This is a genomic window from Nocardia brasiliensis (genome assembly GCF_042691675.1).
Classification (GTDB): domain Bacteria; phylum Actinomycetota; class Actinomycetes; order Mycobacteriales; family Mycobacteriaceae; genus Nocardia; species Nocardia brasiliensis_D.
Window position 1 is genome coordinate 7005754 of record NZ_CP170507.1, and the last position, 22326, is coordinate 7028079.

Consider the following 22326-nt stretch of genomic DNA (forward strand, 5'->3'; position numbering starts at 1 on the left):
CCGGAGAGTCGGTTTGGTTGGATGTTCCCGTGACTCCCGCAGATCTGCACGCCGAACTGCTCCTCGCCCGCTCTGTCCGGGAGGTGGCCGAATTCGTCGACGCCGAAGGCTGGGGCAGACCGCCGCAGATGTTCGCGCTGGTGCCTACCGCTGACCTGGTCGCGGCGCAGCCGGAGCTGCTCGACGAGGTCGATGAGGCGGCCGAGCTCACTCCCGTTGCCCAGGAATCGTTTCCGGACGACGTGACGGGCGGCTCGATGGCGTTGGACGAGTTCCTGGCGACCACCAGTTGGCCGCCCGCGGTGCAGGGCTGCGTGCTGGTTCAGGAAATCGTGGTGCTGCCGCCGGACGCCGAATCGACGCTGGACGAGGCGCTGGTGCCGCTACTCGCCGACCATGAGGCGGCCGACGCAGCGGCGCGCGCCGCGGCCGAAGCGCATCCGGACCGCCGGGAGGCCCGGCTGTTCGCCGCGGTGCTGCGCGAGGGTGCGTCGCTGTGCCTGCTGCAGGTGCGCCCGGAGGACGACGCCGACGAATTCGCCGACATGGACCTGCGCACCTACCCGAACCTCGCGCCCAACCTCATCGACGCGCTGCACGCCACAATGGAGAACGAGCCGTTCGACTGACCGCTCAGCTACAGCCGACGGTGGGCTTGCCCGCGTTCAGGTCGTTGAGGGATTGCACTGCGCCGGTCAGGGTTTCGACCTTGACCAGGCGCAGGCCGTCGGGGGTTCGCTGTTTGGCCTCGTTGCAGTTCGCGGCGGGGACCAGGAAGGTCTCGGCACCCGCGTCGCGGGCGGCCATCATCTTGTACGGGATGCCACCGATCGGCCCGACCTTGCCGTCCTCATCGATAGTGCCGGTGCCCGCGACGAACTTGCCGCCGTCCAGCTCGCCGGGGGTGAGCTTGTCGATCAGCGCGAGACTGAACATCAGTCCGGCCGACGGGCCACCGATATCGGCGAGGTTGAAGTCCACCTGCACCGGCGGGCGGGCACCCTCCCCCGGTGTCACGCCGAGATAGCCCTTGTCCTTGTCGTCCGGGCGGGCGCCGAGGGTCACCTGGACGGTCTGCTCGGCGTTCTCGCGGCGCAGCCGCACGGTCAGTTGGGCGCCCGGCGGCTGCGAGGACACCGCGTCCACCACGTCCTTCGGCTCTTTCATCGGCGCGTCGTTGATGCTGACGATCTCGTCGCCCGCGCGCAGCACGTCCTTGGCCGGGCCGTCCTCGGCCACCTTGCGCAGCAGCACCACCGTCGGCAGGTTCAAAAAGTGCAGGGCCGCCACCTCGGCATTGCCCTCGGAATCCTTGAAGTCCTGCTGGTTGGACTTGTCGATCTCGTCGCGCGACACCCCGGGCGGGTAGACCTCCGCGCGCGGCACCAGCCCGTGCTTGCCGCTCGCCCAGAAGCCGAACGCCTCGAAGATGCTCAATCCGTCGCGCACCGACACGGTGGTCATGTTGAGGTGCCCGGTGGTCGGGTCCACCTCGGTGCCGCGGACGTCGACCACCTCTTTGCCGTCCACCTTGCCGAGCGTGTTGAAGGTGGGGCCGGGGCCGAGTGCGACGAACGGCACAGTGAGCACAGTGCCGAGCGCACCGAGCACGAGCACCGGGATCAGAGCGGCCACCAGGGTGAGGATCCGACGATTCACCTGGACCACAGTAGTGATCGCCGCCGTCGAAGGACGGTAGAGGCGGACATTCGGCGTTGCCGCGCGTCCCCGGTTTCGCGCCGCGCGAACGTCAACTGCCTGCACTACACGCGTAACGTTAGGCATATGAGTGACGTCCCCTTCGGATTTTCGAACCGCGACGACGACGACCGCAACCGCGGTGACGAACCGGGCGGTCCCGAGTCGAACAACCCGTTCGGAGTGGGTGGACCCGGTGGCGGTTTCGATCCGTCGCAGCTCGGCCAGATGCTGACCTCGCTCGGCCAGATGCTCAGCGGCATGGGTCAGCCCGGCTCGGCGCAGTCCGGCCCGGTGAATTACGACGTCGCCAAGCGACTGGCCCGCCAGCAGCTCGGCTCGAACGTGACCCCGGTATCGGCGAGCACCGCGAACGCCATCGCCGACGCCGCGCACCTGGCCGAACTGTGGCTCGACGGCGCGACCACGCTGCCCGCCGGCGCGAGCAGGACCGTCGCCTGGACCGCCAACGACTGGATCGAGGAGACGCTGTCCACCTGGCAGCGGCTGTGCGACCCGGTGGCCCAGCAGATTTCCGGCATGTGGACCGCCTCGCTGCCGGAAGAGGCCAAGGAATTCGCGGCGCCGATGGTCGGCATGCTCGGTCAGATGGGTGGCCTCGCCTTCGGCTCGCAGCTCGGCCAAGCCCTCGGCCAGCTCGCCAAGGAGGTGCTCACCTCGACCGACATCGGTCTGCCGCTCGGCCCGACCGGTACCGCCGCCCTGCTGCCCTCGGCCATCGCGGACTTCAGCGCGGGCCTGGAGCAGCCGGAGAGCGAGATCATGGTGTTCCTCGCCGCGCGCGAAGCGGCGCATCAGCGGCTGTTCGGCCATGTGCCGTGGCTGCGGCAGCAGGTGCTCGCCGCCGTCGAGGACTACGCGCGTGGCATCCGGATGGACTTCTCCGCATTGGAGGAGGCCGCCCAGGGCATCGATCCGATGGCGTTGACCGATCCCGCCAAGCTCGAGGAAATCCTGTCGCAGGGCGCCTTCGAACCGCAGACGACACCGGAGCAGAAGCAGGCGCTGGAGCGGCTGGAGACCTTGCTCGCCTTGATAGAGGGCTGGGTGGAGGTCGTGGTCACCGATGCCGTCGGCGATCGGCTGCCCGGCGCGGGCGCGCTGGCCGAGACCTTGCGCAGGCGGCGGGCCACCGGTGGTCCGGCCGAGCAGACGTTCGCGACGCTGGTCGGGCTGGAACTGCGGCCACGCAAGCTGCGCGAGGCCGCGGCCCTGTGGCGCAGGCTGACCAGCGACGCGGGAATGGAGAAGCGGGACGGCGTGTGGGCGCACCCCGACCTGCTGCCCGACTCCAACGATCTGGACTCCCCCGCCGGATTCATCGATTCGGTGATCGGCGGCGGCACCACCGCCTTCGACGATCCGCTTGCCCAGTTGGCGGAGACCGAAGCCAAGGAAAAAGCCGAACGGCAGAAGTCCGACGAGGACGACGCCGAACGGCGAGCGGACGGCGGCGAGTCCGGTCCTGACCTCGGTAAGGACAGCGGCCCGTCCGCTTGAGTGCCCTGTTGGTAGCCACGAATCCCTGTGGATAACTTCGGGATTCGGGGCCGGTCGGGTCTGCCGGGATCCGCATACTGCTCGGCATGACATCACTGTGTCGTGGTCCGCTGCTGCCCCCGCAGATCGCCGTATTGGTGCGCCCGTCCGGCGTCGTGCAACTCGGCTGGCATCCGGAGACCGCGCTGGTACTGGATGCCGCCGGACTCGACGCCGACACGGTGCTGGCCTTTCTACGCTTGCTGGACGGGCTGCAGACGCGGCCGCAGATCGTCTGGCGCGCCGGTGAATGCGGCATCGAGCCCGACCACGCGGTGGCCCTGCTCGACGTGCTGGACGAGGCCGGGCTGCTCGAGCATCCCGAAGACCGCGGTGGCCGGATCAGCGCGGTGCGCGTGCACGGGCTGGGGCCGGTGGCGGACGCGGTCGCCACCGGCCTGCGCAAACTCGGTGTGCGGCCGAGCCGTTCGCGCGACTACCGGCCACACACGGCCCCGGCCTCCACCTGGCGGGCCGACCTGGTGGTGTTGACCGACACCCTGGTCACCGACCCGCGTCTCGTCGACGATCTGGTGCGGCACCGGATCGCCCACCTGCCGGTGCGGCTCCGCGACGGCCGCGGGGTGATCGGCCCGCTCGTGCTGCCCGGTGCGACCAGTTGCCTGCGTTGCGCCGACCTCCTGCGCGCCGACAACGACGCGGACTGGCCGCATCTTGCCGCGCAGTTGCTGGGCCGGGTCGGGCACGCGTCCCCGGCCCGGATCGCGGCCACCGCGGCCCTCGCGGTCAGCGAGGTCGAGGCCGTGCTGGCCATGACGACCAGACGCGCACCGGCCACCCTGGATGCCACACTCGAACTGGATCTGGACTCCCACCTGCTCGACCGACGGCGCTGGCCGCGCCATGCCGACTGCTCGTGTCGCCGAATTCCCGCTGGCCTCAGCGGGTGTCGAGAACGCGCGGTGCGACCGGGCGACGCGGAGCCGGAGTGATCGGGGTCACTGCCGTCGACGGTATCGAATCAAGATTGCCATGGCTAAGTAGCGGGTCCTTCCGCCATGATGGGTACGTGTCTGAGATCGTGCGCCGTCGCTCGTCCCGCAACGCCAAGTTGGCCAAGATTCCGCTCGGCATCGCCGGGCGGGCCGCCGTGGGGTTCGGGAAGAAGCTGGCCGGGGGCGACAAGTCCGAGATCAACGCGAACCTGAACCAGAAGGCCGCCGAGCAGCTGTTCACCGTGCTCGGTGAGCTCAAGGGCGGTGCGATGAAGTTCGGGCAGGCCCTCAGTGTGATGGAAGCCGCGGTCCCCGAGGAGTTCGGCGAGCACTATCGCGAGGCGCTGACCAAGCTGCAGGCCGCCGCGCCGCCGATGCCGGCGGAGACCGTGCACCGGGTGCTGGACCAACAGCTCGGCACCCAGTGGCGGCAGCGGTTCCAGGAGTTCGACGACGTCCCCGCCGCCTCGGCCAGCATCGGTCAGGTGCACAAGGCGATCTGGTCGGACGGGCGCGTCGTCGCGGTGAAGGTGCAGTATCCCGGGGCCGACGAGGCGCTGCGCGCGGACCTCAAGACGCTCAACCGGATGACCGGGCTGCTCGCGTCGGTCATCCCCGGTGCCGACGTGAAGCCGATCCTCGCCGAGATCACCGAACGCACCGAGGAAGAGCTCGACTACCGCAACGAGGCGACGAACCAGCGCGCCTTCGCCAAGGGTTTCGACGGGCACCCGGAGATCGTGGTGCCCAAGGTGGTGGCCAGCTCGCCGAAGGTGATCGTCACCGAATGGCTGGACGGCACCGCGGTCTCCTCGATCATCCAGGCGGGCGCCGCCGACCCCGAGGGCACCCGGGCCCTGCGCAACCGCGTCGCGGGCCTGATGGGCCGCTTCCACTTCGCCTCCCCGGAAACCGTCGGCCTGCTGCACGCCGACCCGCATCCGGGCAATTTCATGATGCTCGCCGACGGCAAGCTCGCGGTCATCGACTTCGGCGCCTGCGCGCCGATGCCGAACGGCTTTCCCCCGGTGCTCGGCCGCATGCTCGCGCTCGCGGTGGAGGAGCGCTTCGAGGAACTCACCGAGCTCATGTACGACAACGGCTGGGTCATCCCCGGCCGGACCGTCACCCACAAAGAGATCGCCGACTACCTTCGCCCGTTCACCGACCCGATCCGGTCCGACTCGTTCCACTTCACCCGCAAGTGGATGCAGCGGGTCGCGGGCAAGGCCTCCGACATCACCAGTCAGGAGATGAAAACCGCACGCGCCCTGCAACTTCCGGCCGAATACGTGATGATCTTCCGCGTGCTCGGCGGCTCGGTGGGCATCCTCGCCCAACTCGACGCCGAACTCCCCTTCATGGAATTGGTCCGCACCTGGATGCCCGGGTTCCGCGAGGAGCGCACCGCCAGCTGACGCGCCGGTCACTCGCGCCGCGCGGTGCTCCTCGGCAGGAAGGGTTCCGATCACCGTGATTTAAATACGGGGATTTCACACCATTCGGCTGAGAGTGTGCGGAGCAGAGGAGAAAGGCCGAGTGAGTGCGGAACGACAGCGACGACCGGGCGCGCTGGCCCGGGCTCGGCGCCGTCGTGCACGATCGCCGACGCGCGGCGCGGCTGACGCTGGCCACGCTGGCCGCGAAAACCGAACTGTCGCAATCATTTCTGAGCCAATTGGAGAACGGGCGAACCAATACGAGTCTGCGTTCGCTGCAACGCATCGCCGACGCGCTCGACACCACGGCGACCGAACTACTCGCGGCGGCCGACAGCACGCCCGGTGCGGTGGTCGTCCGAGCGGACGAGGGCCGTCTCGATCAAGCAGACCCGAACACCGACGGCTCGGTGCGCTCGCTGGTCCACGGCAGCCGGGACCTGCGCGCCCTCGAGTTCACCGGCGGAACCGAGCGCGGCGAGCGCGAATTCACCCACCCCAATGACGAATTGATCTACGTGGTCACCGGGACGATCACGGTCGTCGCCAACGGCGAGGAGGTGACCTTGTCCACCGGAGACTCCTACTACTGCCCGTCGGGCGTGCGCCACCGCTGGTGGGCGCACGCCGAGGACACCACAACACTCGTGCTCGCCGTCGCCGACGGGCTGACCGTCCGCCGGGCACCCCACCGGCCACGGCGCACCTGATACAACGCAAACGAGCCGCCCACCGGGCAACGGTGAGCGGTTCGTCTGCTTTCTCGTTCGTTGGCTCGGCCCGTGTCAGGACCAACCGAATCGAGCACATCGACCGGAGGGAGGGAAGTCACTCCCGGATTCATGCCGGGACCGCGACCTTGCGCGGGCGACCGCGCGGGCGCTTGCGAGCGATGACGACCCCCTGTTCGAAGATCTCACCACCCCAGACACCCCACGGCTCACGCCGATCCATGGCCGCGCTCAAGCAGCCCTTACGGATGGGGCAGCTGGCGCACAGCGCCTTGGCCTGCTCCAACTGGTTGGGGCTCTCGGCGAACCAGAGATCAGGGTCTCCGGCACGGCAAGGCAGAACCTTGTTGACCTCCCTGGGCCGGGTAGTCGGCGCCACGGTTCGGCATGTCACGTCAGTAGTGGCCGTCGGCCATTCCTGGGCGGTGAACACGTCGTTCTCCTTCAGCTCGTTGCAGCGGTTCGTTACGTTTTCCGCGAAACCGGTGCCGGCTGGCTGAAGGGCCGAAAAAGATTGGCCACGGTTTCGCTTCGTGCGATCCGTGGCCAGGAGGTCTGGGAGGGAGATTCCCTACCTAGGTATTCGACATCTCTGTCGAGTCCTGATCACGATCGCTTGGTTTGCGGGGCGGAGGCGTGCTGCCTGCAGATCCGCCGGCTCATAACCGGCTTCTGCTGCGATGACGACAACGTCGTCTGCCGTCTCGACGACGACAGACGGGTGCCAGCTACCCGCGTTGGGCTTGTCCTGAATGACGGCGCACTGGGCATGCATGGGCGCGAGTTGCGCTTGTGTGCCGAACGCACCGATTCCGGACAGACCGATCCCCTGCAAGGCGAGGATCCCCCGGGAGGCCGACATGGGTGAGTTCACCGCAACGTCGATGGCGTTGAAGTACGTGGTGTTCATCGGTCTGCCTCCCTCCTTACTCGTTATCTGTCTGACGACTGTGCGCGCCGGGATGACCTCCCGGTGCGTGAATCCAACCATAGGCAAGTTCGCCGAACGGTACAACCTATTTTCTACCTGCGGTTTTGGGGTCTTGCGCGCAATCGCGAAGCGATGATCGCGAGCACCTCGGCGCCGTACTGGTCGAGCTTTTTCGCGCCGATCCCCGCGATCGCGGCCAGCGCGGCGTCGTCACCTGGGAGTTGTTCGGCGATGGCGGTGAGCGTGGTGTCGGTGAACACCACGAACTCGCGCACCTGTAGTGCCTGTGCCTTCTCCGCGCGCCACTCCTGCAAAGCCACCAGCAGTTCGGCGTCGAGCTCCGCGGGGCAGCGACGACAGCGGCCTAGCATAGTCGCATAGGTGCCGATCAGTGGCTTGGCACACACTCGGCAGGTGGGACGGACACCCTTGGCCTCGGTGACCGGTGCCGCGATCCGGGAGGCGGGCGAGTCGTCCGGTACCAGGCCGTTGAGGAACCGGGAGCGTCGTCGCGTGCGCCGCTTGCCCTCGCCGCGCGCCAGCGCCCAGGACAGCTGCAGATGTACGCGCGCCCTGGTCACGCCGACGTAGAGCAGCCGACGCTCCTCCTCCAGCTTCGCCTCGTCGCCGACCGAGCCGTCGTCGGCGAGCACGTGCGCGATCGGCAGCGTGCCGTCGGTCAGGCCGACCAGGAAGACCGCGTCCCACTCCAAACCCTTGGCGGCGTGCAGCGAGGCAAGCGTGACGCCCTGCACGGTCGGTGGGTGCCGTGCCTCGGTGCGCGCGGCCAGTTCGCGCAGCAGACCGGGCAGGTCGAGCTCCTCGTCGTGCGCGACCAATTCCTCGGTGAGGTTGACCAGCGCGACCAGCGAGGCCCATTTCTCCCGTGCCTGGGCGCCGACGGGTTCGGCCGTGGTCAGGCCGACCGGCGCCAGCACCGCCCGGACCAGCGTGACCAGCGCGGCGCCACTGCGCGCCGCGCCCGGCAGATCCTCGCGCGAGGCGGCCTGACGCAACGCCGACACGGCCTGGTGGACCTCGGGGCGCGAGAAGAACCCCTCGCCACCACGCACCTGATAGGCGATGCCGCGCTCGGTCAGCGCCTGCTCGTAGCTCTCGGACTGCGCGTTGATCCGGTAGAGCACGGCGATCTCGGCGGCGGGCGTGCCCGCGTCGATCAGCCGCTTGATCGATGTGGCGACCGCGGCGGCCTCGGCCGGACCGTCGTCGTATTCGGCGAAGGTCGGCTCCGGGCCGTCCGGCCGCTGGCCGATGAGCTGCAGCCGGGTGCCGGCGATGCGGCCGCGCGCGACGCCGATCACCCGGTTGGCCAGCGAGACGACCTGCGGGGTCGAGCGATAGTCGCGTTCCAGCCGGACCACCGTGGCGTCGGGGAAGCGGCGGGAGAAATCGAGCAGGTAGCCGGGGGTCGCCCCGGTGAACGAGTAGATCGTCTGGTTGGCGTCGCCGACCACGGTCAAGTCGTCGCGATCGCCGAGCCAGGCGTCGAGCACCCGCTGCTGCAACGGGGTGACGTCCTGGTACTCGTCGACCACGAAGCTGCGATAGCGACCGCGGAATTCGTCGGCCACTGCCGGATAGTCCTCCAGTGCCGCGGCGGTGTGCAGCAACAGGTCGTCGAAGTCCAGCAGCAGGCCGTCCGGGGTGGCCTTGAGTTTCTCGTAGCCCGCGTAGACCTCGGCCACCCGCAGCGCGTCGTACGGCGTCTCGCGGCGCTGCTTGGCCACCGCCGCCGGATAGTCCTCCGGCGCGATGAGCGACGCCTTCGCCCATTCGATCTCGCTCAGCAGGTCGCGGACGCTGTCGGTGGCCGAGGAGAGCCCGGCCCGGTTCGCCGCCTGCGCGACGATCGGGAACTTGCCGTCGATCAGCCGCCACGGCACGTCGCCGACGATCTGCGGCCAGAAGTATTTGAGCTGCCGCAGCGCGGCCGCGTGGAAGGTGCGCGCCTGCACCTGGTTCGCGTCGCCGCCGAGGCCGAGCGCGCGCAATCGGTTGCGCAGTTCCCCCGCCGCCCGCGCGGTGAAGGTCACCGCGAGCACCTGGTCGGCCTTCACGTGGCCCGCGGATACCAGATGCGCGATGCGATGGGTGATGGTCCTTGTCTTGCCGGTGCCCGCCCCCGCGAGTACACACACCGGACCCCGTGGCGCGCGCACCGCGGCGGCCTGTTCGGGGTCGAGCGCATCCAGCTCGAGGCCGGCCGGTTGGTGTGTACTGGTTGACGACACGGCACCCATCATGACAGTGACCGCCGACAACTCACGCCGCCCGCGCAATACTGTCGCCTCGTGGCCTCCGACACGCCGTCAGCTGACGCCCGCCCGACCGACCGGCACGCAACGTGGATGGAGTTGTTCTTCGACCTCGTCGCGGTCGCCGGCATCGGCCAGCTCACCCATCTGCTGCACCGTGGCCCCTCACTCGCCGATTTCGGCCTGTATCTGCTGCTCTACCTGGCCTTCTGGACGGCATGGGCGTGCATGATGCTGTACGGGAACATCGCCCGCGACCAGACTCGGATCCCGCTGATGCTCGCGACGATGCTCGGCCTCGGACTGATGGCGGGTGCGGTCGCGGGCATCCCGGACCGGCACGCGACCACGTTCGCCGCGGTCTATGTGCTGGTGCGCGCCGTCGCCGCGCAGGTCTGGGGCCGCGGCACGTTGGTGGTCGACTGGCCGATCGCGCAACTGTCCATCGGGGTGCTGCCATGGATCGTCTCGCTGTGGGTGCCCGAACCGTGGAAGTACTGGTTGTGGGCGCTCGGCCTGGCATTGGATCTGTGGCTGATGTTCGGAATGACCGGCGAACGGATGATGGCGGGCGCCCAGGACGCGATCGATCGTCGGTTCCGCGCCTCACGCCGCTTCAAGGACATCGAGCCGCCGAAAATCCGTGCGGTGCACGCCGATTCGCCGCACCTCGGCGAACGTCTCGGCCTGTACGTGATCATCGTGCTCGGCGAGGGCGTCATCGCGGTGATCGGCGCGGTCGGTGGCGTGCCGTGGAACGCGCGGGTGCTCGCCTTGGGTTTCGGCGCCTTCGTCGTCCTCGCGGCCCTGTGGGCACTGACCCTGATGTACGGCTTCATACCGCGCCTGATGGCGGGCGAGGATCCGGAAGGTTCGATACCGAGGCAATATGTGATGGCGATGCACTGCTGGATCACCGGCGCGATCGCCACCATCGCGGCCGGTCTCGGGCTGGCCGTCGAACACGCGAAGGGGCATGTGTCCACCGGCATCGGCTGGTCGCTGTGCGGCGGTGCGGCGGCATATTTCGTGATCACCGGGCTCGGCGGGATGCGCAGTGGTGCGGGGTGGCGCTGGATCCTGACCTGGCCGCTGCCCTGTGCGGTGCTCGCGGTGCTGCTCGGCGCGTTCGGTCCGCACATCGGTGCGCTCGGGTTGGTGTATGGAGTCGTGGCCATTTTCCTCGTTGCGCTGCTGTTCCAGACCTACGCCTCGGGCAAGTGGCGCACCGGATCGGGCCCCGATCGCCCGCGCCGGAAGCCGTGGCGGCGGCCGGACCATGGCCTTGGCATCGATGAGGTCTTATAGGCGGTCGCGCAAGCTGCGCAGTTCGCCCGCGAACTGCCTGGTCCGGCCATCGAGCGGGCCGAAGAACTCGCGGTCGCAGGCTTCCACCGCGACCACCGCCCGATTCGCCAGTGCCGCACCGGCTTCCGTCGCCACCAGCGACTTCGCTCGCCGATCGCTCGGATGGTCGCGGCGCTCGATCAGCCCCTTCTGTTCGAGCGCGCGCAGCACCTGGGAGGTCATCATCGGGTCGGTGGCGGCGTGTGCGGCGAGGTCGCGCTGCCGGACCGGGTCGTCGGTGACCGCCAGGTAGGTGAGCGAGGCCAGCAGCACGAACTGCACGTGGGTCAGGTCGAACGGTGCGAGTGCCGCCCGCTGCGCCGCCTGCCATCGGTTGGTCACCTGCCAGAGCAGCAAGCCGGGACTCTCGTCGGCGTGCTCGAACTCGTTGCGTAGCCCGTCATGCTCGATCATCGGACTCCTTCACTCACCCGCCATGGCCTTCGCGATCACGCGTGGTCGTGTGTGGTGAGTTCTATCAGGCCGCGCCGCAACATGATTCCCCAGTTCGGCACGCTGGTGAGATCAGTTCGCCGCGCAGCTGGTCGATCGCCCACCTCCTTCTCCCCGGTCCGGTATCGCAGTGAACGCGCGGACCGGAGCGCCGCCTGTGCGGCTGGGTGGAACAGGGACGGCCCGAGCGGCGTTGAACCGTCCGTGACTGATGCGACTCCCGACCTGACGATGTACTCGACCACCTGGTGCGGCTACTGCCGCAGGCTGAAGAAGCAGCTGGAAGAGGCCGGTATCAGCTATGTCGAGGTCGACATCGAGCAAGATCCGGCGTCGGCCGAGTTCGTCGGCAGCGTCAACGGCGGCAACCATGTGGTGCCGACGGTGAAGTTCGCGGACGGCTCGACCGCGACCAATCCCTCGCTGGCCGCCGTCAAGCAGGCCCTCGCCACCCTGTCCTGAGCACCGCAGCCGCGGTCTCGAGCACCGCATCCGCGCGGGCCGCACCGGCCCGACGCGGATTTTCCGCGTCAGTCGAGCGCGGCCCAGGATTCCATGATGGTGCGGGCGATGGAGATCGACCCCGGCAGCAACAACCGCGCCCCCGTGCCCTGCGCCGACCAGTCGCCGACGGCCAAGGCCTCGCGCACCTCGGCGCGGGTGAACCAGTGTGCCTCGGCGATCTCGCCGTCGGAGAAGACCAGCGGCTGCTCGGGGTCACCGACCGCGGCGAATCCGAGCATCAACGACCGAGGGAACGGCCACGGCTGGCTGCCCAGGTAGTGGATATCGCGGACATCGACGCCGACCTCCTCCTTCACCTCCCGCTCGACGCACCGTTCCAGCGATTCGCCCGCCTCGACGAACCCGGCGAGCAGCGAGAACAGCGACTGCGGCCAGCTGTGCTGGCGCGCGAGCAGCACCCGGTCGGCACCGTCGTGGATCAGGCAGATGACCGCGGGGTCGATCCGCGGGAACTCCTCGTAACCGCTCTCGGTGATCCGGGACCAGCCGCCCTTGCTCGACGTGGTCACCGTGCCGTCGGCACTGTTGAATCCGGCCTTGTCGTGCCAGTTCAGCAGGGCCACCGCGGTGGAGAGCACCCCGGCGGTGAGATCGTCGACGGTGTTGGACATACCGCGTAGGTCGGTCAGCGACCCCTGCAGGCTCGGATCACGCACGGCCCACAAATGGGTGCCGCCATCGATACCGAGGAACACCGCCGCGGGACTCGGCTCGGCCGACAGCTCGATCGCCTTGTCCAGCACGAGCGCGCCGTTCTCGAACCGGACCTGGCCGCGGGCGTTCACCCGCAGCAGCTTGGCGTCGCGCCACCCCTCCTTCAATGCCTGCTCGTCGGCGCGCGTCTCCTCGGCGCGATCGAGCACGGAACGGGAGAGCAGCGGAACACCATTGAGCTGAAAGACCGGCACGCATCGAGACTATCGCGCCGAAGGCCCGCCGCCCCTGGCGCGGCCTTACTTGGCCGTGCGGCGGATGTAGAGCAGCTTGTCGCCCATCTCCAGCGAGTCCACTTCCGGCTCACCCACCCGGGAAAGGACGCCCGCGCGCACCACCCCGAGCACGATGTCGCTCAGATGCCGTGGCGATCCGCCGATCTCCGACGGCTCCACCTCGCGCTCGGCGATCGCGAAACCTTCCTCGGGGGTGAGCAGGTCTTCCATCATCTCGACCACCGACGGCGTGGTCGTCGCGACGCCGAGCAACCGGCCCGCGGTCTCCGAGGACACCACCACCGAGTCGGCGCCGGACTGCCGGACCAGGTGGGTGTTCTCCGCCTCGCGGATCGCGACCACGATCTTGGCGCTCTTGGTGAGCTCCCGGGCGGTCAGCGTGACCAGCACCGCGGTGTCGTCCCGATTGGTCGCGACGATCACCGAGGACGCGTTCTGCACGCCGGCCAGTCGCTGCACATCGGACTGGGTCGCCGAGCCGTGCACCGTCACCAGGCCCGCGTTCGCGGCTGCCTCCAGTGCGATGACGTCGGTGTCCACCACCACGATGTCGGCGGGCTGGATGCCGTCGCCGAGCATGGCATCGATCGCGGTGCGTCCCTTCGTGCCGTAACCGACGACCACGGTGTGATTGCGCACGCTGTGCCTCCATCGCTGAATCTTGAAAGCCTGCCGGGACCGTTCCGTCAGCACGCCTAGGGTGGTTCCGACGAGGACGATGAGGAAGAGGACGCGCAGCGGCGTGATGATGATGATGTTGGCCAGCCGCGCCTGGGGGGTGATCGGGGCGATATCGCCGTAGCCGGTGGTCGACAGGGACACGGTGGCGTAATAGAAGGCGTCGAGGAACGACAGCGCGTCGCCCGAATTGTCGCGGTAGCCGTCCCGGCCGATGAATACCACCAGGGCCGCGGTGAACAGCAGCCCGATCGCGAACAGCACCCTGCGGGTCAGTGAAATCCACGGACTCGTCTGGACTTCCGGGATACGCAGCACGCCGACCAGGGCGAAATGCGGGCGATTCGACAGCCCGAGCGTGCGCGCTCGATCACCGAACACCGGACTCACCCGCCCTGGTAATCATCGCGTCGGATGTCTCCGGCATTGCTTGTCCCTCCGGCACAGCACGGGAGCCTACCCGTTGTCCGTGATACCACCCCGTCTCGACGCGAACACCTGATGAATGTAAAGCTGCCTCATGGCAGATAACGCTCTCGCGCCCGTCCGCAATGCCGGGCGACGGCCCGCCCTGGCCCTCGCCGCCCTGCTGTTCCCCATGGGGGTGCTGCACTTCGTGATGCCGAAGCCCTTCGATGCGATCGTGCCCAAGGCATTGCCGGGCGAGGCGCGCAATTACACCTACGCCTCGGGAGTCGCCGAGCTCGGCGTCGCCACCGCGCTGGCCATCCCCCGGACCCGCAGCCTCGGCGGGCGGCTGGCCGCGCTGCTGTTCATCGCGGTTTTCCCGGCCAACGTGCAGATGGCCGTCGATATGCTCGGCAACAAGAAGGCCTCACAACTGGTCAAGGTCGGAACGGTGCTGCGCCTGCCGCTACAGGTCCCGCTGATCATGCAGGCGCTGAAGGTGAGCCGGTCGGCGCGGAATTCCTGATCAGCTCGGCCAGTTCATCGGGACCGGCCAGCGTCGCGGGCGCGATGGTTCGCCCGGTGCGCACGTAATGGAAAGCGGCGCTGATCCGTTCGAGCATCTCCTGCTCGGGCCTGCCTTCCCGGGACGCCATCAGCCTGGCCCAGGCCAGCCGATAGACGGCCAGCTGCATGGCAACCGCGGGTTCCTCGGCGGGGGTCGGCTCGGCGCCGGTCTTCCAGTCGACCACGATCCAGCCGCCGCCCGGCTCGGCGAACACCGCGTCCATCCGGCCGCGAATCACGGTGCCCGCGATGGAGGTTTCGAACGGGACCTCCACATCGATCGGGCTGCGGTTGGCCCACGAGGAATTCAGGAACGCGTCCTGCATCGCGGTCAGCTCGTCGTCGACGGCCGCGTCGGCGGCCGCACTGTCGGCGGCACCGGGCAGTTCGTCGAGACCGAGCAGGCGGGTCGAGCCGAACCAGCGCTGCACCCAGGCGTGGAACGCGGTACCGCGGCGAGCCAACGGGTTCGGCGGGAACGGCAGCGGGCGGCGCAGGCGCGCAGCGAGTTTCGCGGGGTCGGCCCGCATTTCCACCAGCGCGGTCGCGGCGATCTGACCGGGGAGTTCGACCTCCTCGGCGGCGGCCTGCTCGGACTCGAATTCGGCGAGTAGCGCGTCGACGTCGGCGGCCCAGCCGTCGGGGTCGTCCGGGTCGGGCAGCGGGCCGACCGGGCCCGTCGGGTCGAATGGGTATTCCTGATCGAATTCCGCTGCGGCGAAGGCGATATCGTCGGCGGAGATGAGCTCGCCCATGGGATCGGGCGGAATTTCGTCCGCACGCGATCCGGCTGCGGCGTCGGCGGATCCGGCTGCGGCGTCCGCGGGGTCGAGGTGTGATGCGGGGTCGTACAAGGGGTCTAGCGGCAGCAGGTAGATATCGTCGGGTGCCTCGACAGGGTATGGCTCATCGAACTCGAAAAGGGTGTCTGTCTCCGGCGCCGCGGGCGGGGTCGCGTCCGGGTCGCGCACGTTCGCCGTCTCGCGCGGCGCGGCGGGTTGGGCGCGGAGTTCGTCCAGCGCCGCGCGGACCAGCGCGGCACCCTGTTCGATCGGATCGCGGCGGTGACCGAGGGGATCGCGGGGCCATTCGGCGGTGGCCGGGTTGTCGGTGAACGGGTTCACCGCGTCGTGCGCGGGCGGGTCGTCCCAGCGGGCGATGTCGACGACGCCGTTGGCGGGGCTGTCGGGGGATTCGCTGGCGTGCTTCAGTTCGAGCAGGAAATCGGACGGGCCTTTGGGCGAGCTGCCGGTCTCGGCCCAGTGGTGCGACGAAACAAGCAGGACGCGTTCGGTTCTGGTGAGAGCGACATAGAAGAGGCGGCGCTCCTCGTCGATCCGGCGGCGCTCCAGCGCCTCCTTGTGTGACTTGATGGCGCGTTCCAGGTCGGCGCGGTCGTACAGCTCGGCCAGGTCGAGGACGGGGACGCCTTCGGCCGCGTCCTCTTGCCGGCGGTCACCACGCAGCTTTGTCGGGAGTTCGGCGAGGGCGCCGAGCCAGGTGCCCGACGCGGTCCCCGACGGGAACACGCCGCGCACCACATGCGGCACGGCGACGATCTCCCACTCCAGGCCCTTCGCCGCGTGCACGGTCAATACCTGAACGCGGTCCTTGGCGACCTCGACTTCGCCTGGCTCCAAACCGTTTTCGACCGACTCGGCGGCGGCGAGGAAAGACAGCAAGCCGCCGAGCGACGCACCGGAGTCGGCGGCGTACCCGGCGACCACCTCGGCGAAGGCGTCCAGGTGCTCCCGTCCCGCGCCCGCACCCGACATGGCCCGGCGCGCCTGCGTCTCCACGCCGACGCCGATAGTGCGCTCCACGTCGGCAACCAGCTCGGTCAGCAACTGCCCGCTGCGTTCGCGCAGTGCGGCGAGCTCGCGGCTCAGTGCCTCGATACGGGCGAAGCCCGCCTCCGAATACTGTTCGCGCGGACCAGGATCGGCGATGGCATCGGCCAGCCCCGCCTGCTCGGCCGGTTCCGGTGCCACGTCACGCAATGCGGCGGCCAGCGTGCTCCCGTCGGTGATCTCCGGCGCGTCACCACTGTGGAAACGGCTGATCGACAGGGTGCGCGCGCGGCGGGCCAGCGCGGCGATGTCGGCGACCCCGATGCGCCAGCGCGCGCCGGTGAGCACGCGCATCGCGGCGCTGCCCGAACCGGGTTCGGCGATCAGCCGCAGGGTGGCGACGATATCGGCGACCTCGGGCGTCGCGAGCAGGCCGCCGAGTCCGACGATCTCGACCGGCAAGCCTTGCGCGCGAAGGGCTTCTGCGAGCGGCGAGGCATCGGCGTTGCGGCGCACCAGCACCGCGGAGGTGGGCGGCGGCTCCCCCGCGGCACGGCGGGCCGCCCATTCCTCGGCGATCCGGGTGGCCAGCCAGTCGCGTTCCTCGGCGACGGTCTCGGTCAACGCGAGCGCCACCACGCCCGGTCCCGCGTCGGGCTTCGCGCGCAGGGCGTCGACCGTCACGCCGCCGCCCTCGACGGCCTTGCGGCGCAGTGGTTCCGCGACCAGATTCGCCAGCGCCAACGCTTCCGGCGGATTGCGCCAGCTGGTCAGCAGCGGCAAGGTCGGTGCGGGAACGCCGGGCGCGCTGGGGAAGTCGGTGGCGAAGCGGGGCAGGTTCGCGGCGGAGGCACCGCGCCACCCATAGATGGACTGCATCGGGTCACCGACGGCGGTCACCGCCAACCGTTGTCCGACACCACGTGACTCGCCCTGCTCCCCGGAGTCCGAGCGCTGTCCGGAACCCTGCTGCCTATTTGGTTGCCGCTGCTCGGGTTCCGTCGACCGCGCAGTAGGGGTCGATGCGGCGGGTGGAACACCGCCGAATAGTGCGGCGAGCAGGACGCGTTGGGCGTGGCCGGTGTCCTGGTACTCGTCGAGCAGGACCAGGCGGAAACGGGTGCGTTCGGCGGCGGCGACCTCCGGGTGTTCGGCGGCAAGTCGGGCGGCCAGCGACATCTGGGCACCGAAATCCAGTGCGCCACGACGGCGTAACGCGTCGGCCAGCTGCTGCACGAGGGGCAGCAGGGCAACGCGTTCGCGCTGGACCTGGAGGATGCTCAGCAGCGTCTGGCTGGGTCCGCCGCGCTGACGCGGGCCCGGCGGCAGGGTGTGCACCAGCTTTTCCAGCTCGGTGTGCGCCTCGGCCAGCTGTTCCGGCTCGACCAGATGCTCGGCGAGCTGGCCGGACAGCGCCAGGATCGCCTCGGTCACCGAGACCGGCGTGCGATCGGTGTCCAGGTCGCCGTCCCAGGTGCGCACCACCTGGTGCGCGAGCTGCCAGAGCTGGGTCTGGGTGAGCAGCGTCGCCGAGGGCTCGACGGGCAGCAACAGCCCGTGTTCGGTGAGCAGCCGGCCCGCGTACGAGTGGTAGGTGCTGATCTCCGGCTCGGCCCCGGACAGCTGCGCACGCAACTGCCCGGACGGATCCAGCTCCCGCAGCAGCGGCGCACCGGCCAACCGCGCCAGCCGGGTCCGGATGCGAGCGGTCAACTGCTGCGCGGCTTTTCGGGTGAAGGTCAGGCCGAGCACCTCGTCGGGCAGCACGAGCCGATTGGCCACCATCCACACCACGCGCGCGGCCATCGTCTCGGTCTTCCCCGCCCCGGCACCGGCCACGACCAGCGTCGGCCCCGGCGGTGCGGCGATCACCGCCGCCTGTTCATCGGTAGGCGGCGGCAGGCCCAGCGCGTCGGCCAACTGATGCGGCGTTACCCGTCCGCCGGTCACGGCTGGACCTCGTCGGTGTCACACGCCGGGGGCACGGGTCCCACGTTTCGCGCACGGCGGCCACCGGTGGCTACGCCGCGGCGACGCCCGCCGCTGGCGCCGGATAGCGACCCGACATGGGCCGTTCGGTGCTGACACACCGGGGTGACTGTGCAGCAAGGACATTCGACACCACAGATCGGCAGCGGTGCCCGGATGCGCTTTTCGCTCACTCGTCGGTCACCTGCCTGCCGGTGTCCTGGACGGGGCAGCTGCCCGCGACGGGGCAGTGGCGACAGCCGTCATTACGCACGGCTAGGTAGCTCGGTCCCTGGGTGGCGGCCGCGGCATCGTGAATGGTGTTGCGCCACTTGTCGAGTGCCTCGGGGTCCAGCGGCGGTTGCATGCGCTGGGTGGCGCCCTCCTTGCTGCTCGGCTTGGCGACGTACACCAGCCGCGCGCCACCCGGTTCGCCCATCGCACCGGGAGCTTCTTCGGAGTCATCGGAGGTGGCTTCGGCAGTAGGTGATTCGCCTGCCTCGGCGCGTGCTTCCTCGGCGGCCGCGTCGAGCGCACCCATCGCCGCCGCCACCTGGTACGTCGCCAGCTGCGCGTGATCGACCGCCGCTTGCTTGGTGACCGGCGACTTTCCGGTCTTCACGTCCACGATCACGAAGCGGCCCTGCGCGTCCCGCTCCAGCCGGTCCACCCGGCCGCGGATCCGCACCGGCCGTTCGTCTTCGGTCCGCGGCGGCAGCACACAGTCGACCGGCACCTCGACGCCGGCCTGGGTGAGTTCGCCGCGAGTGTTGCGCACCCACGCCATGAAGGTTTCCAGCATGGCCTCGGTGCGGCGCAGTTCCTGCCGGGAATGCCAGCCGGAGCCGGGATCGACCGACTGCCAAGCCTTGTCGAGGGCGGCCCGCACCTGCGCCTCGGGCACCTTGCCCGCCAGCGCCTGCACCAGCGTGTGCACCAGATTGCCCTTGACGGCGTGCGGATTGTCACCATCGGTGCCGCCGTGGCGTTCCAGGGCCCAGCGCAGCGGGCAGGTGCGCAACAGCTCGACGGTGGACGGTGAGAGGCCGATCTCGCTCTCGTCCTCGTCCCACAGCGAGCGTTGTGAGCTCAATTCCGCTGTGCCGTACCAGTCGTCGGGATGGGTGCCCGGCACGCCCGCGCGAGCCAGCCGGGCCAGCTGGTGCGCCGCCCGTTTCCTGCGGTCCGGGTCGGACTCGGGATCGCAGGCCACGCCACGCAATTCGGCCACCAGCGAGTGCATGACCAGGGCCCGGCCCGGGTCGGCGATCGGCAGCGCGCCGGGTTCGCCGTCTTCGTCGTGCCCGAGCAGCTCGGCCAGGAATCGCGACGGAACCAGATCCCGTTCCCCCGACACCGATTCCACCGCGGTGACCAGCAGCGAACGCCGCGCCCTGCTGCACGCGACCAGCAACAGCCTGCGCTCCTCGGCGAGAATCGGCGCCGCTCGGCTCACCTGCTCGCCGCCATCGATGACACCCGCGGTCAAGTCCACCAGGTCCTCGGTGTTCAGCAGGGTGCCCCGCGGGCGCGGATTGGGCCAAATCCCCTCCTGCACAGCGGCGACCGCGACGACATCCCACTCCCGCCCGGCGGCGGCGTGCGCGCTGAGCAGCGCGACGGCCTCCTTGGGTGCGGTGCGCGGGCCCGAGCCGTTCGGAATCTCCTGTTGCAGCAGGTATTCCACGAAGCTTTCGATGCTCGCGCGGGGCAGCCGGTCCACATAGCCCGCGGCCGCGTCGAACAACCCGACGGCGGCGTCGAGGTCGCGATCGGCCTGCATGCCGACCGCGCCGCCGCGTTCGGACTGCGCGACCCAGCGTCGCTCCAGTCGCGAGCCGGTCCACAGCGCCCACAGCACGTCCTCCAGGCCCGCCCCGCGACGGCGCGCCTTGCGGGCCCGCTCCAGCGCGTCGAGTACCCGCCGCAGCGGTGCTGCCTCGACGTCGGTCAGCCGGTCCAGGAGCCGGAGGTCGCCGACACCGATCAGCAGATCGCGCAGTACCTCCGCAGACGACTGATCGATGCCATGCCGCAGGATCTCGCCACTCTCCGCGGGGCTCTCCGAAGATTCCCCGGAATGGTTCGCACCCCGTTCGGAGGACTCCCCGGACTGGCTCGCGACACCCCGTTCGGAGCTGTCGAGTCCCGACTCGGTCGGCTCCGCAACGGTCTGCTCGACGCTCTCCTCGGGCTGTTCAGCCTCGCTACCACGCCATTCGGAATCTTCTGGATTCCATTCAGGCTCTACGCCGTACCAATCGGCGTCGTCGGCAGCCCGCTCGAGGTTTACCGGAGTGGGTTCCGGAAGCCCTGAGTTCCGTTCCGAGCTCTCTATCGTCCGATCAGGATCTCCGCTGCTTCCCTCGGAGTACTCCGCTGCCGAATCCGCGGCCTCCTCCGCCGTGCCCCGGGGTAACCGGGCGCGATGGCGTTCGGACTCCAGCACGCTGCGCCGCACACCACGGCGTAACCGCCGCAGCGTGATCTGATCGGCGCCGCCGAGCGGACCCGCGAGCAAGTCCAGCGCGTCCTCCGGCGTGAAGGCCGACTCCTTGTCCTTCTTCTCGCCCGCGAGCAACGCCCGCAACGACAGCAGCATCCAGGCCGCGCCCCGCCGCCGAGCCAGCGGCGTATCGAGCGCGGGCTGCTGCACCGGCACGCCCGCCGCCAACAGCGCGCGGCGCAGCGGTGGCAGCGACAGCGGCACCGATCGGACGATCACCGCCATCCGCGACCACGGCACTGCGCCGGTCAAGTGCGCGCGCCGCAGGTGATCGGCGATGAGCGCGGCTTCCTTCGCCGGGGTGGCGAGTACCCGCACCCGCACCTCGGTGCCGTCGTCGGCCGGTTGATCGGCCCGCTTCGGCAGCGAAAAGCGTTGCGGCGCACTGCCCGGCAACTTGGCCGCGACCCTGGCGACGGCCAGCTGCACCGGTCCGCCGGAACGATGATTGTCGCGCAAGACGATTCGCTGTCCGTCCGGCGCGGCCAGATCGGCGACGAACCGCGCGTCCGCGCCACGGAAGGCGAAGATCGCCTGATCCGGATCGCCAGCGATGACCGTGGTGTGCGCGCTGTGCCCGATCGCCTTGACCAGGATCGCGGCTTGCGGATCGAGCTGCTGGGCGTCGTCGACCAGCAGGTATCGAATACGCGCCCGTTCGGCGGCAAGCAGATTCGCGTCGCCGGCCAGCGCGTCCAGCGCGGCGCCGATCAGTTCGGCGGCGTCCAGCGCGGGCGCCGTTGCCTCCGGCGCCTCCACGCCCACCGACCAGCGCAACAGCATCGTCTGCTCATAGCGCACCGCGAATTTGCCCGCCGCCACCCACTCCGGTTTACCGTGCTCGCGGCCGAGGCGCACCAGATCCTCCGGCCCGAGACCGCGCTCGGTGGCACGCAACATCAGATCGCGCAACTGTTCGGCGAACCCGCCGAGCGCGAGCGCGGGTTGCAGACGTTCCGGCCACAGCCCGTCCGCGCCCTCGGCGATGTCGGTCAGGTCACCGCGCAGCATCTCGCGCAGCACCGCATCCTGCTCGGCACCGGTCAGCAAACGCGGCGGCGGGTTGCCGTGCGCGGCGGCGTGTCTACGCAGCACCGAGAAGGCGTAGGAGTGCAACGTACGGGCCAGCGGCTCCCTGGTGGCGCCGGGCACCCCACCCTCGGCGTCGGGGCCAGCCAGGCGTGCGGTGATGGCGTCGCGTACCGCGCTCGCCGCCTGCTTCGAATGGGCAAGGACCAGCACGGATTCCGGATCGGCCCCGGCCGCGATGCGCTCGGCGGCAAGATCGACGAGCAGGGCCGTCTTGCCCGTGCCGGGGCCGCCGAGCACCTGCCAGGGTCGCCACCCCGGGCGTGTCGGCCCGGCCGCTTGCGGGCCGGGCTCATCAGACACAGGCCCCCCGGGCTGCGAGCGCAGCGAGCTAAGCCCGGCCGCGGCCGCGGCATCCAACAGCGCGCGAACGTCGGCACCCCAGGCCCGCGGCCGGGGCGCCGCCACGTTCCGGCGAACAAGTCGCACCGCGCTATCCGATCGCACCACGCGG

Annotated in this window: 17 protein-coding genes; 8 read left to right on the top strand and 9 right to left on the bottom strand. The window is 69.6% G+C overall.

All coding sequences use genetic code 11. The annotated features are described in order from the left end of the window. Positions 1 to 29: 29 nt before the first annotated feature. Positions 30 to 629: a PPA1309 family protein gene (locus ACFK0J_RS32170; protein ID WP_378733475.1), complete on the top strand. Its 600-nt coding sequence runs from the start codon at positions 30 to 32 to the stop codon at positions 627 to 629. A 4-nt stretch (positions 630 to 633) separates the two neighbouring features. Here ACFK0J_RS32170 and ACFK0J_RS32175 read toward each other — a convergent pair whose 3' ends face one another. Then, positions 634 to 1659 (bottom strand): PDZ domain-containing protein, encoded by a 1026-nt coding sequence (locus tag ACFK0J_RS32175; protein WP_378733477.1) that lies wholly within the window; start codon positions 1657 to 1659, stop codon positions 634 to 636. 126 nt (positions 1660 to 1785) lie between these two features. Between ACFK0J_RS32175 and ACFK0J_RS32180 the strand changes: the two genes are divergently transcribed. The 4 genes from ACFK0J_RS32180 (at position 1786) to ACFK0J_RS32195 (ending at position 6363) form a co-directional block, all read left to right on the top strand. Then, on the top strand, positions 1786 to 3219 hold the full coding sequence (locus ACFK0J_RS32180) for a zinc-dependent metalloprotease (RefSeq protein WP_378733478.1): 1434 nt from the start codon (positions 1786 to 1788) through the stop codon (positions 3217 to 3219). 86 nt (positions 3220 to 3305) lie between these two features. Beyond that, positions 3306 to 4211 carry a hypothetical protein gene (locus tag ACFK0J_RS32185; protein WP_378733479.1) on the top strand — a complete coding sequence of 302 codons (906 nt, stop codon included), beginning with the start codon at positions 3306 to 3308 and terminating at the stop codon, positions 4209 to 4211. 77 nt (positions 4212 to 4288) lie between these two features. After that, a complete protein-coding gene (locus ACFK0J_RS32190; protein WP_378733480.1) occupies positions 4289 to 5632 on the top strand; it encodes an ABC1 kinase family protein in 1344 nt (447 codons plus the stop codon). A gap of 125 nt (positions 5633 to 5757) precedes the next feature. Then, positions 5758 to 6363, top strand: a complete 606-nt coding sequence (locus ACFK0J_RS32195; protein ID WP_378733481.1) for a helix-turn-helix domain-containing protein — start codon at positions 5758 to 5760, stop codon at positions 6361 to 6363. 130 nt (positions 6364 to 6493) lie between these two features. Here ACFK0J_RS32195 and ACFK0J_RS32200 read toward each other — a convergent pair whose 3' ends face one another. From ACFK0J_RS32200 to ACFK0J_RS32210, 3 genes are all read right to left on the bottom strand, one after another. Continuing rightward, on the bottom strand, positions 6494 to 6817 hold the full coding sequence (locus tag ACFK0J_RS32200; RefSeq protein WP_378733482.1) for a WhiB family transcriptional regulator: 324 nt from the start codon (positions 6815 to 6817) through the stop codon (positions 6494 to 6496). A gap of 138 nt (positions 6818 to 6955) precedes the next feature. After that, on the bottom strand, positions 6956 to 7294 hold the full coding sequence (locus ACFK0J_RS32205; RefSeq protein ID WP_378733483.1) for a hypothetical protein: 339 nt from the start codon (positions 7292 to 7294) through the stop codon (positions 6956 to 6958). A 113-nt stretch (positions 7295 to 7407) separates the two neighbouring features. Beyond that, complete coding sequence (locus ACFK0J_RS32210; protein WP_378733484.1) at positions 7408 to 9579, bottom strand: ATP-dependent DNA helicase UvrD2; 2172 nt, start codon at positions 9577 to 9579, stop codon at positions 7408 to 7410. Between the two features lie 48 nt (positions 9580 to 9627). Here ACFK0J_RS32210 and ACFK0J_RS32215 point away from each other — a divergent pair, with 48 nt between their 5' ends. Further along, positions 9628 to 10899 (top strand): low temperature requirement protein A, encoded by a 1272-nt coding sequence (locus ACFK0J_RS32215; protein WP_378733486.1) that lies wholly within the window; start codon positions 9628 to 9630, stop codon positions 10897 to 10899. Here ACFK0J_RS32215 and ACFK0J_RS32220 read toward each other — a convergent pair. Continuing rightward, entirely contained in the window at positions 10894 to 11352 is a 459-nt protein-coding gene (locus ACFK0J_RS32220) for a MarR family winged helix-turn-helix transcriptional regulator (RefSeq protein ID WP_218471201.1), read from the bottom strand. The genes ACFK0J_RS32215 and ACFK0J_RS32220 overlap by 6 nt on opposite strands. A 270-nt stretch (positions 11353 to 11622) precedes the next feature. Between ACFK0J_RS32220 and ACFK0J_RS32225 the strand changes: the two genes are divergently transcribed. Continuing rightward, on the top strand, positions 11623 to 11853 hold the full coding sequence (locus ACFK0J_RS32225) for a mycoredoxin (RefSeq protein WP_378743186.1): 231 nt from the start codon (positions 11623 to 11625) through the stop codon (positions 11851 to 11853). Positions 11854 to 11921: 68 nt separating this feature from the next. On the opposite strand, the gene nudC is transcribed toward ACFK0J_RS32225, so the two are convergent. After that, positions 11922 to 12824, bottom strand: a complete 903-nt coding sequence (gene nudC, locus ACFK0J_RS32230; RefSeq protein WP_378733487.1) for an NAD(+) diphosphatase — start codon at positions 12822 to 12824, stop codon at positions 11922 to 11924. 45 nt (positions 12825 to 12869) lie between these two features. Then, positions 12870 to 13925, bottom strand: a complete 1056-nt coding sequence (locus tag ACFK0J_RS32235; protein WP_218471203.1) for a TrkA family potassium uptake protein — start codon at positions 13923 to 13925, stop codon at positions 12870 to 12872. 139 nt (positions 13926 to 14064) lie between these two features. On the opposite strand from ACFK0J_RS32235, the gene ACFK0J_RS32240 reads away from it, so the two are divergent. Continuing rightward, on the top strand, positions 14065 to 14478 hold the full coding sequence (locus ACFK0J_RS32240; protein ID WP_378733488.1) for a hypothetical protein: 414 nt from the start codon (positions 14065 to 14067) through the stop codon (positions 14476 to 14478). On the opposite strand, the gene ACFK0J_RS32245 is transcribed toward ACFK0J_RS32240, so the two are convergent. After that, entirely contained in the window at positions 14435 to 18259 is a 3825-nt protein-coding gene (locus ACFK0J_RS32245; protein ID WP_378733489.1) for a UvrD-helicase domain-containing protein, read from the bottom strand. The genes ACFK0J_RS32240 and ACFK0J_RS32245 overlap by 44 nt on opposite strands. A gap of 208 nt (positions 18260 to 18467) precedes the next feature. Continuing rightward, positions 18468 to 22319, bottom strand: a complete 3852-nt coding sequence (locus ACFK0J_RS32250; protein ID WP_378743188.1) for an ATP-dependent helicase — start codon at positions 22317 to 22319, stop codon at positions 18468 to 18470. Between the last annotated feature and the right edge of the window lie 7 nt (positions 22320 to 22326).

Excerpts from the sequence above, each read along its gene's own strand:
- ACFK0J_RS32225 (WP_378743186.1), top strand. The coding sequence starts at position 11,623 with ATGTACTCGACCACCTGGTGCGGCTACTGCCGCAGGCTGAAGAAGCAG.
- ACFK0J_RS32205 (WP_378733483.1), bottom strand. The coding sequence starts at position 7,294 with ATGAACACCACGTACTTCAACGCCATCGACGTTGCGGTGAACTCACCC.
- ACFK0J_RS32220 (WP_218471201.1), bottom strand. The coding sequence starts at position 11,352 with ATGATCGAGCATGACGGGCTACGCAACGAGTTCGAGCACGCCGACGAG.
- ACFK0J_RS32185 (WP_378733479.1), top strand. The coding sequence starts at position 3,306 with ATGACATCACTGTGTCGTGGTCCGCTGCTGCCCCCGCAGATCGCCGTA.
- ACFK0J_RS32210 (WP_378733484.1), bottom strand. The coding sequence starts at position 9,579 with ATGATGGGTGCCGTGTCGTCAACCAGTACACACCAACCGGCCGGCCTC.
- ACFK0J_RS32180 (WP_378733478.1), top strand. The coding sequence starts at position 1,786 with ATGAGTGACGTCCCCTTCGGATTTTCGAACCGCGACGACGACGACCGC.
- ACFK0J_RS32240 (WP_378733488.1), top strand. The coding sequence starts at position 14,065 with ATGGCAGATAACGCTCTCGCGCCCGTCCGCAATGCCGGGCGACGGCCC.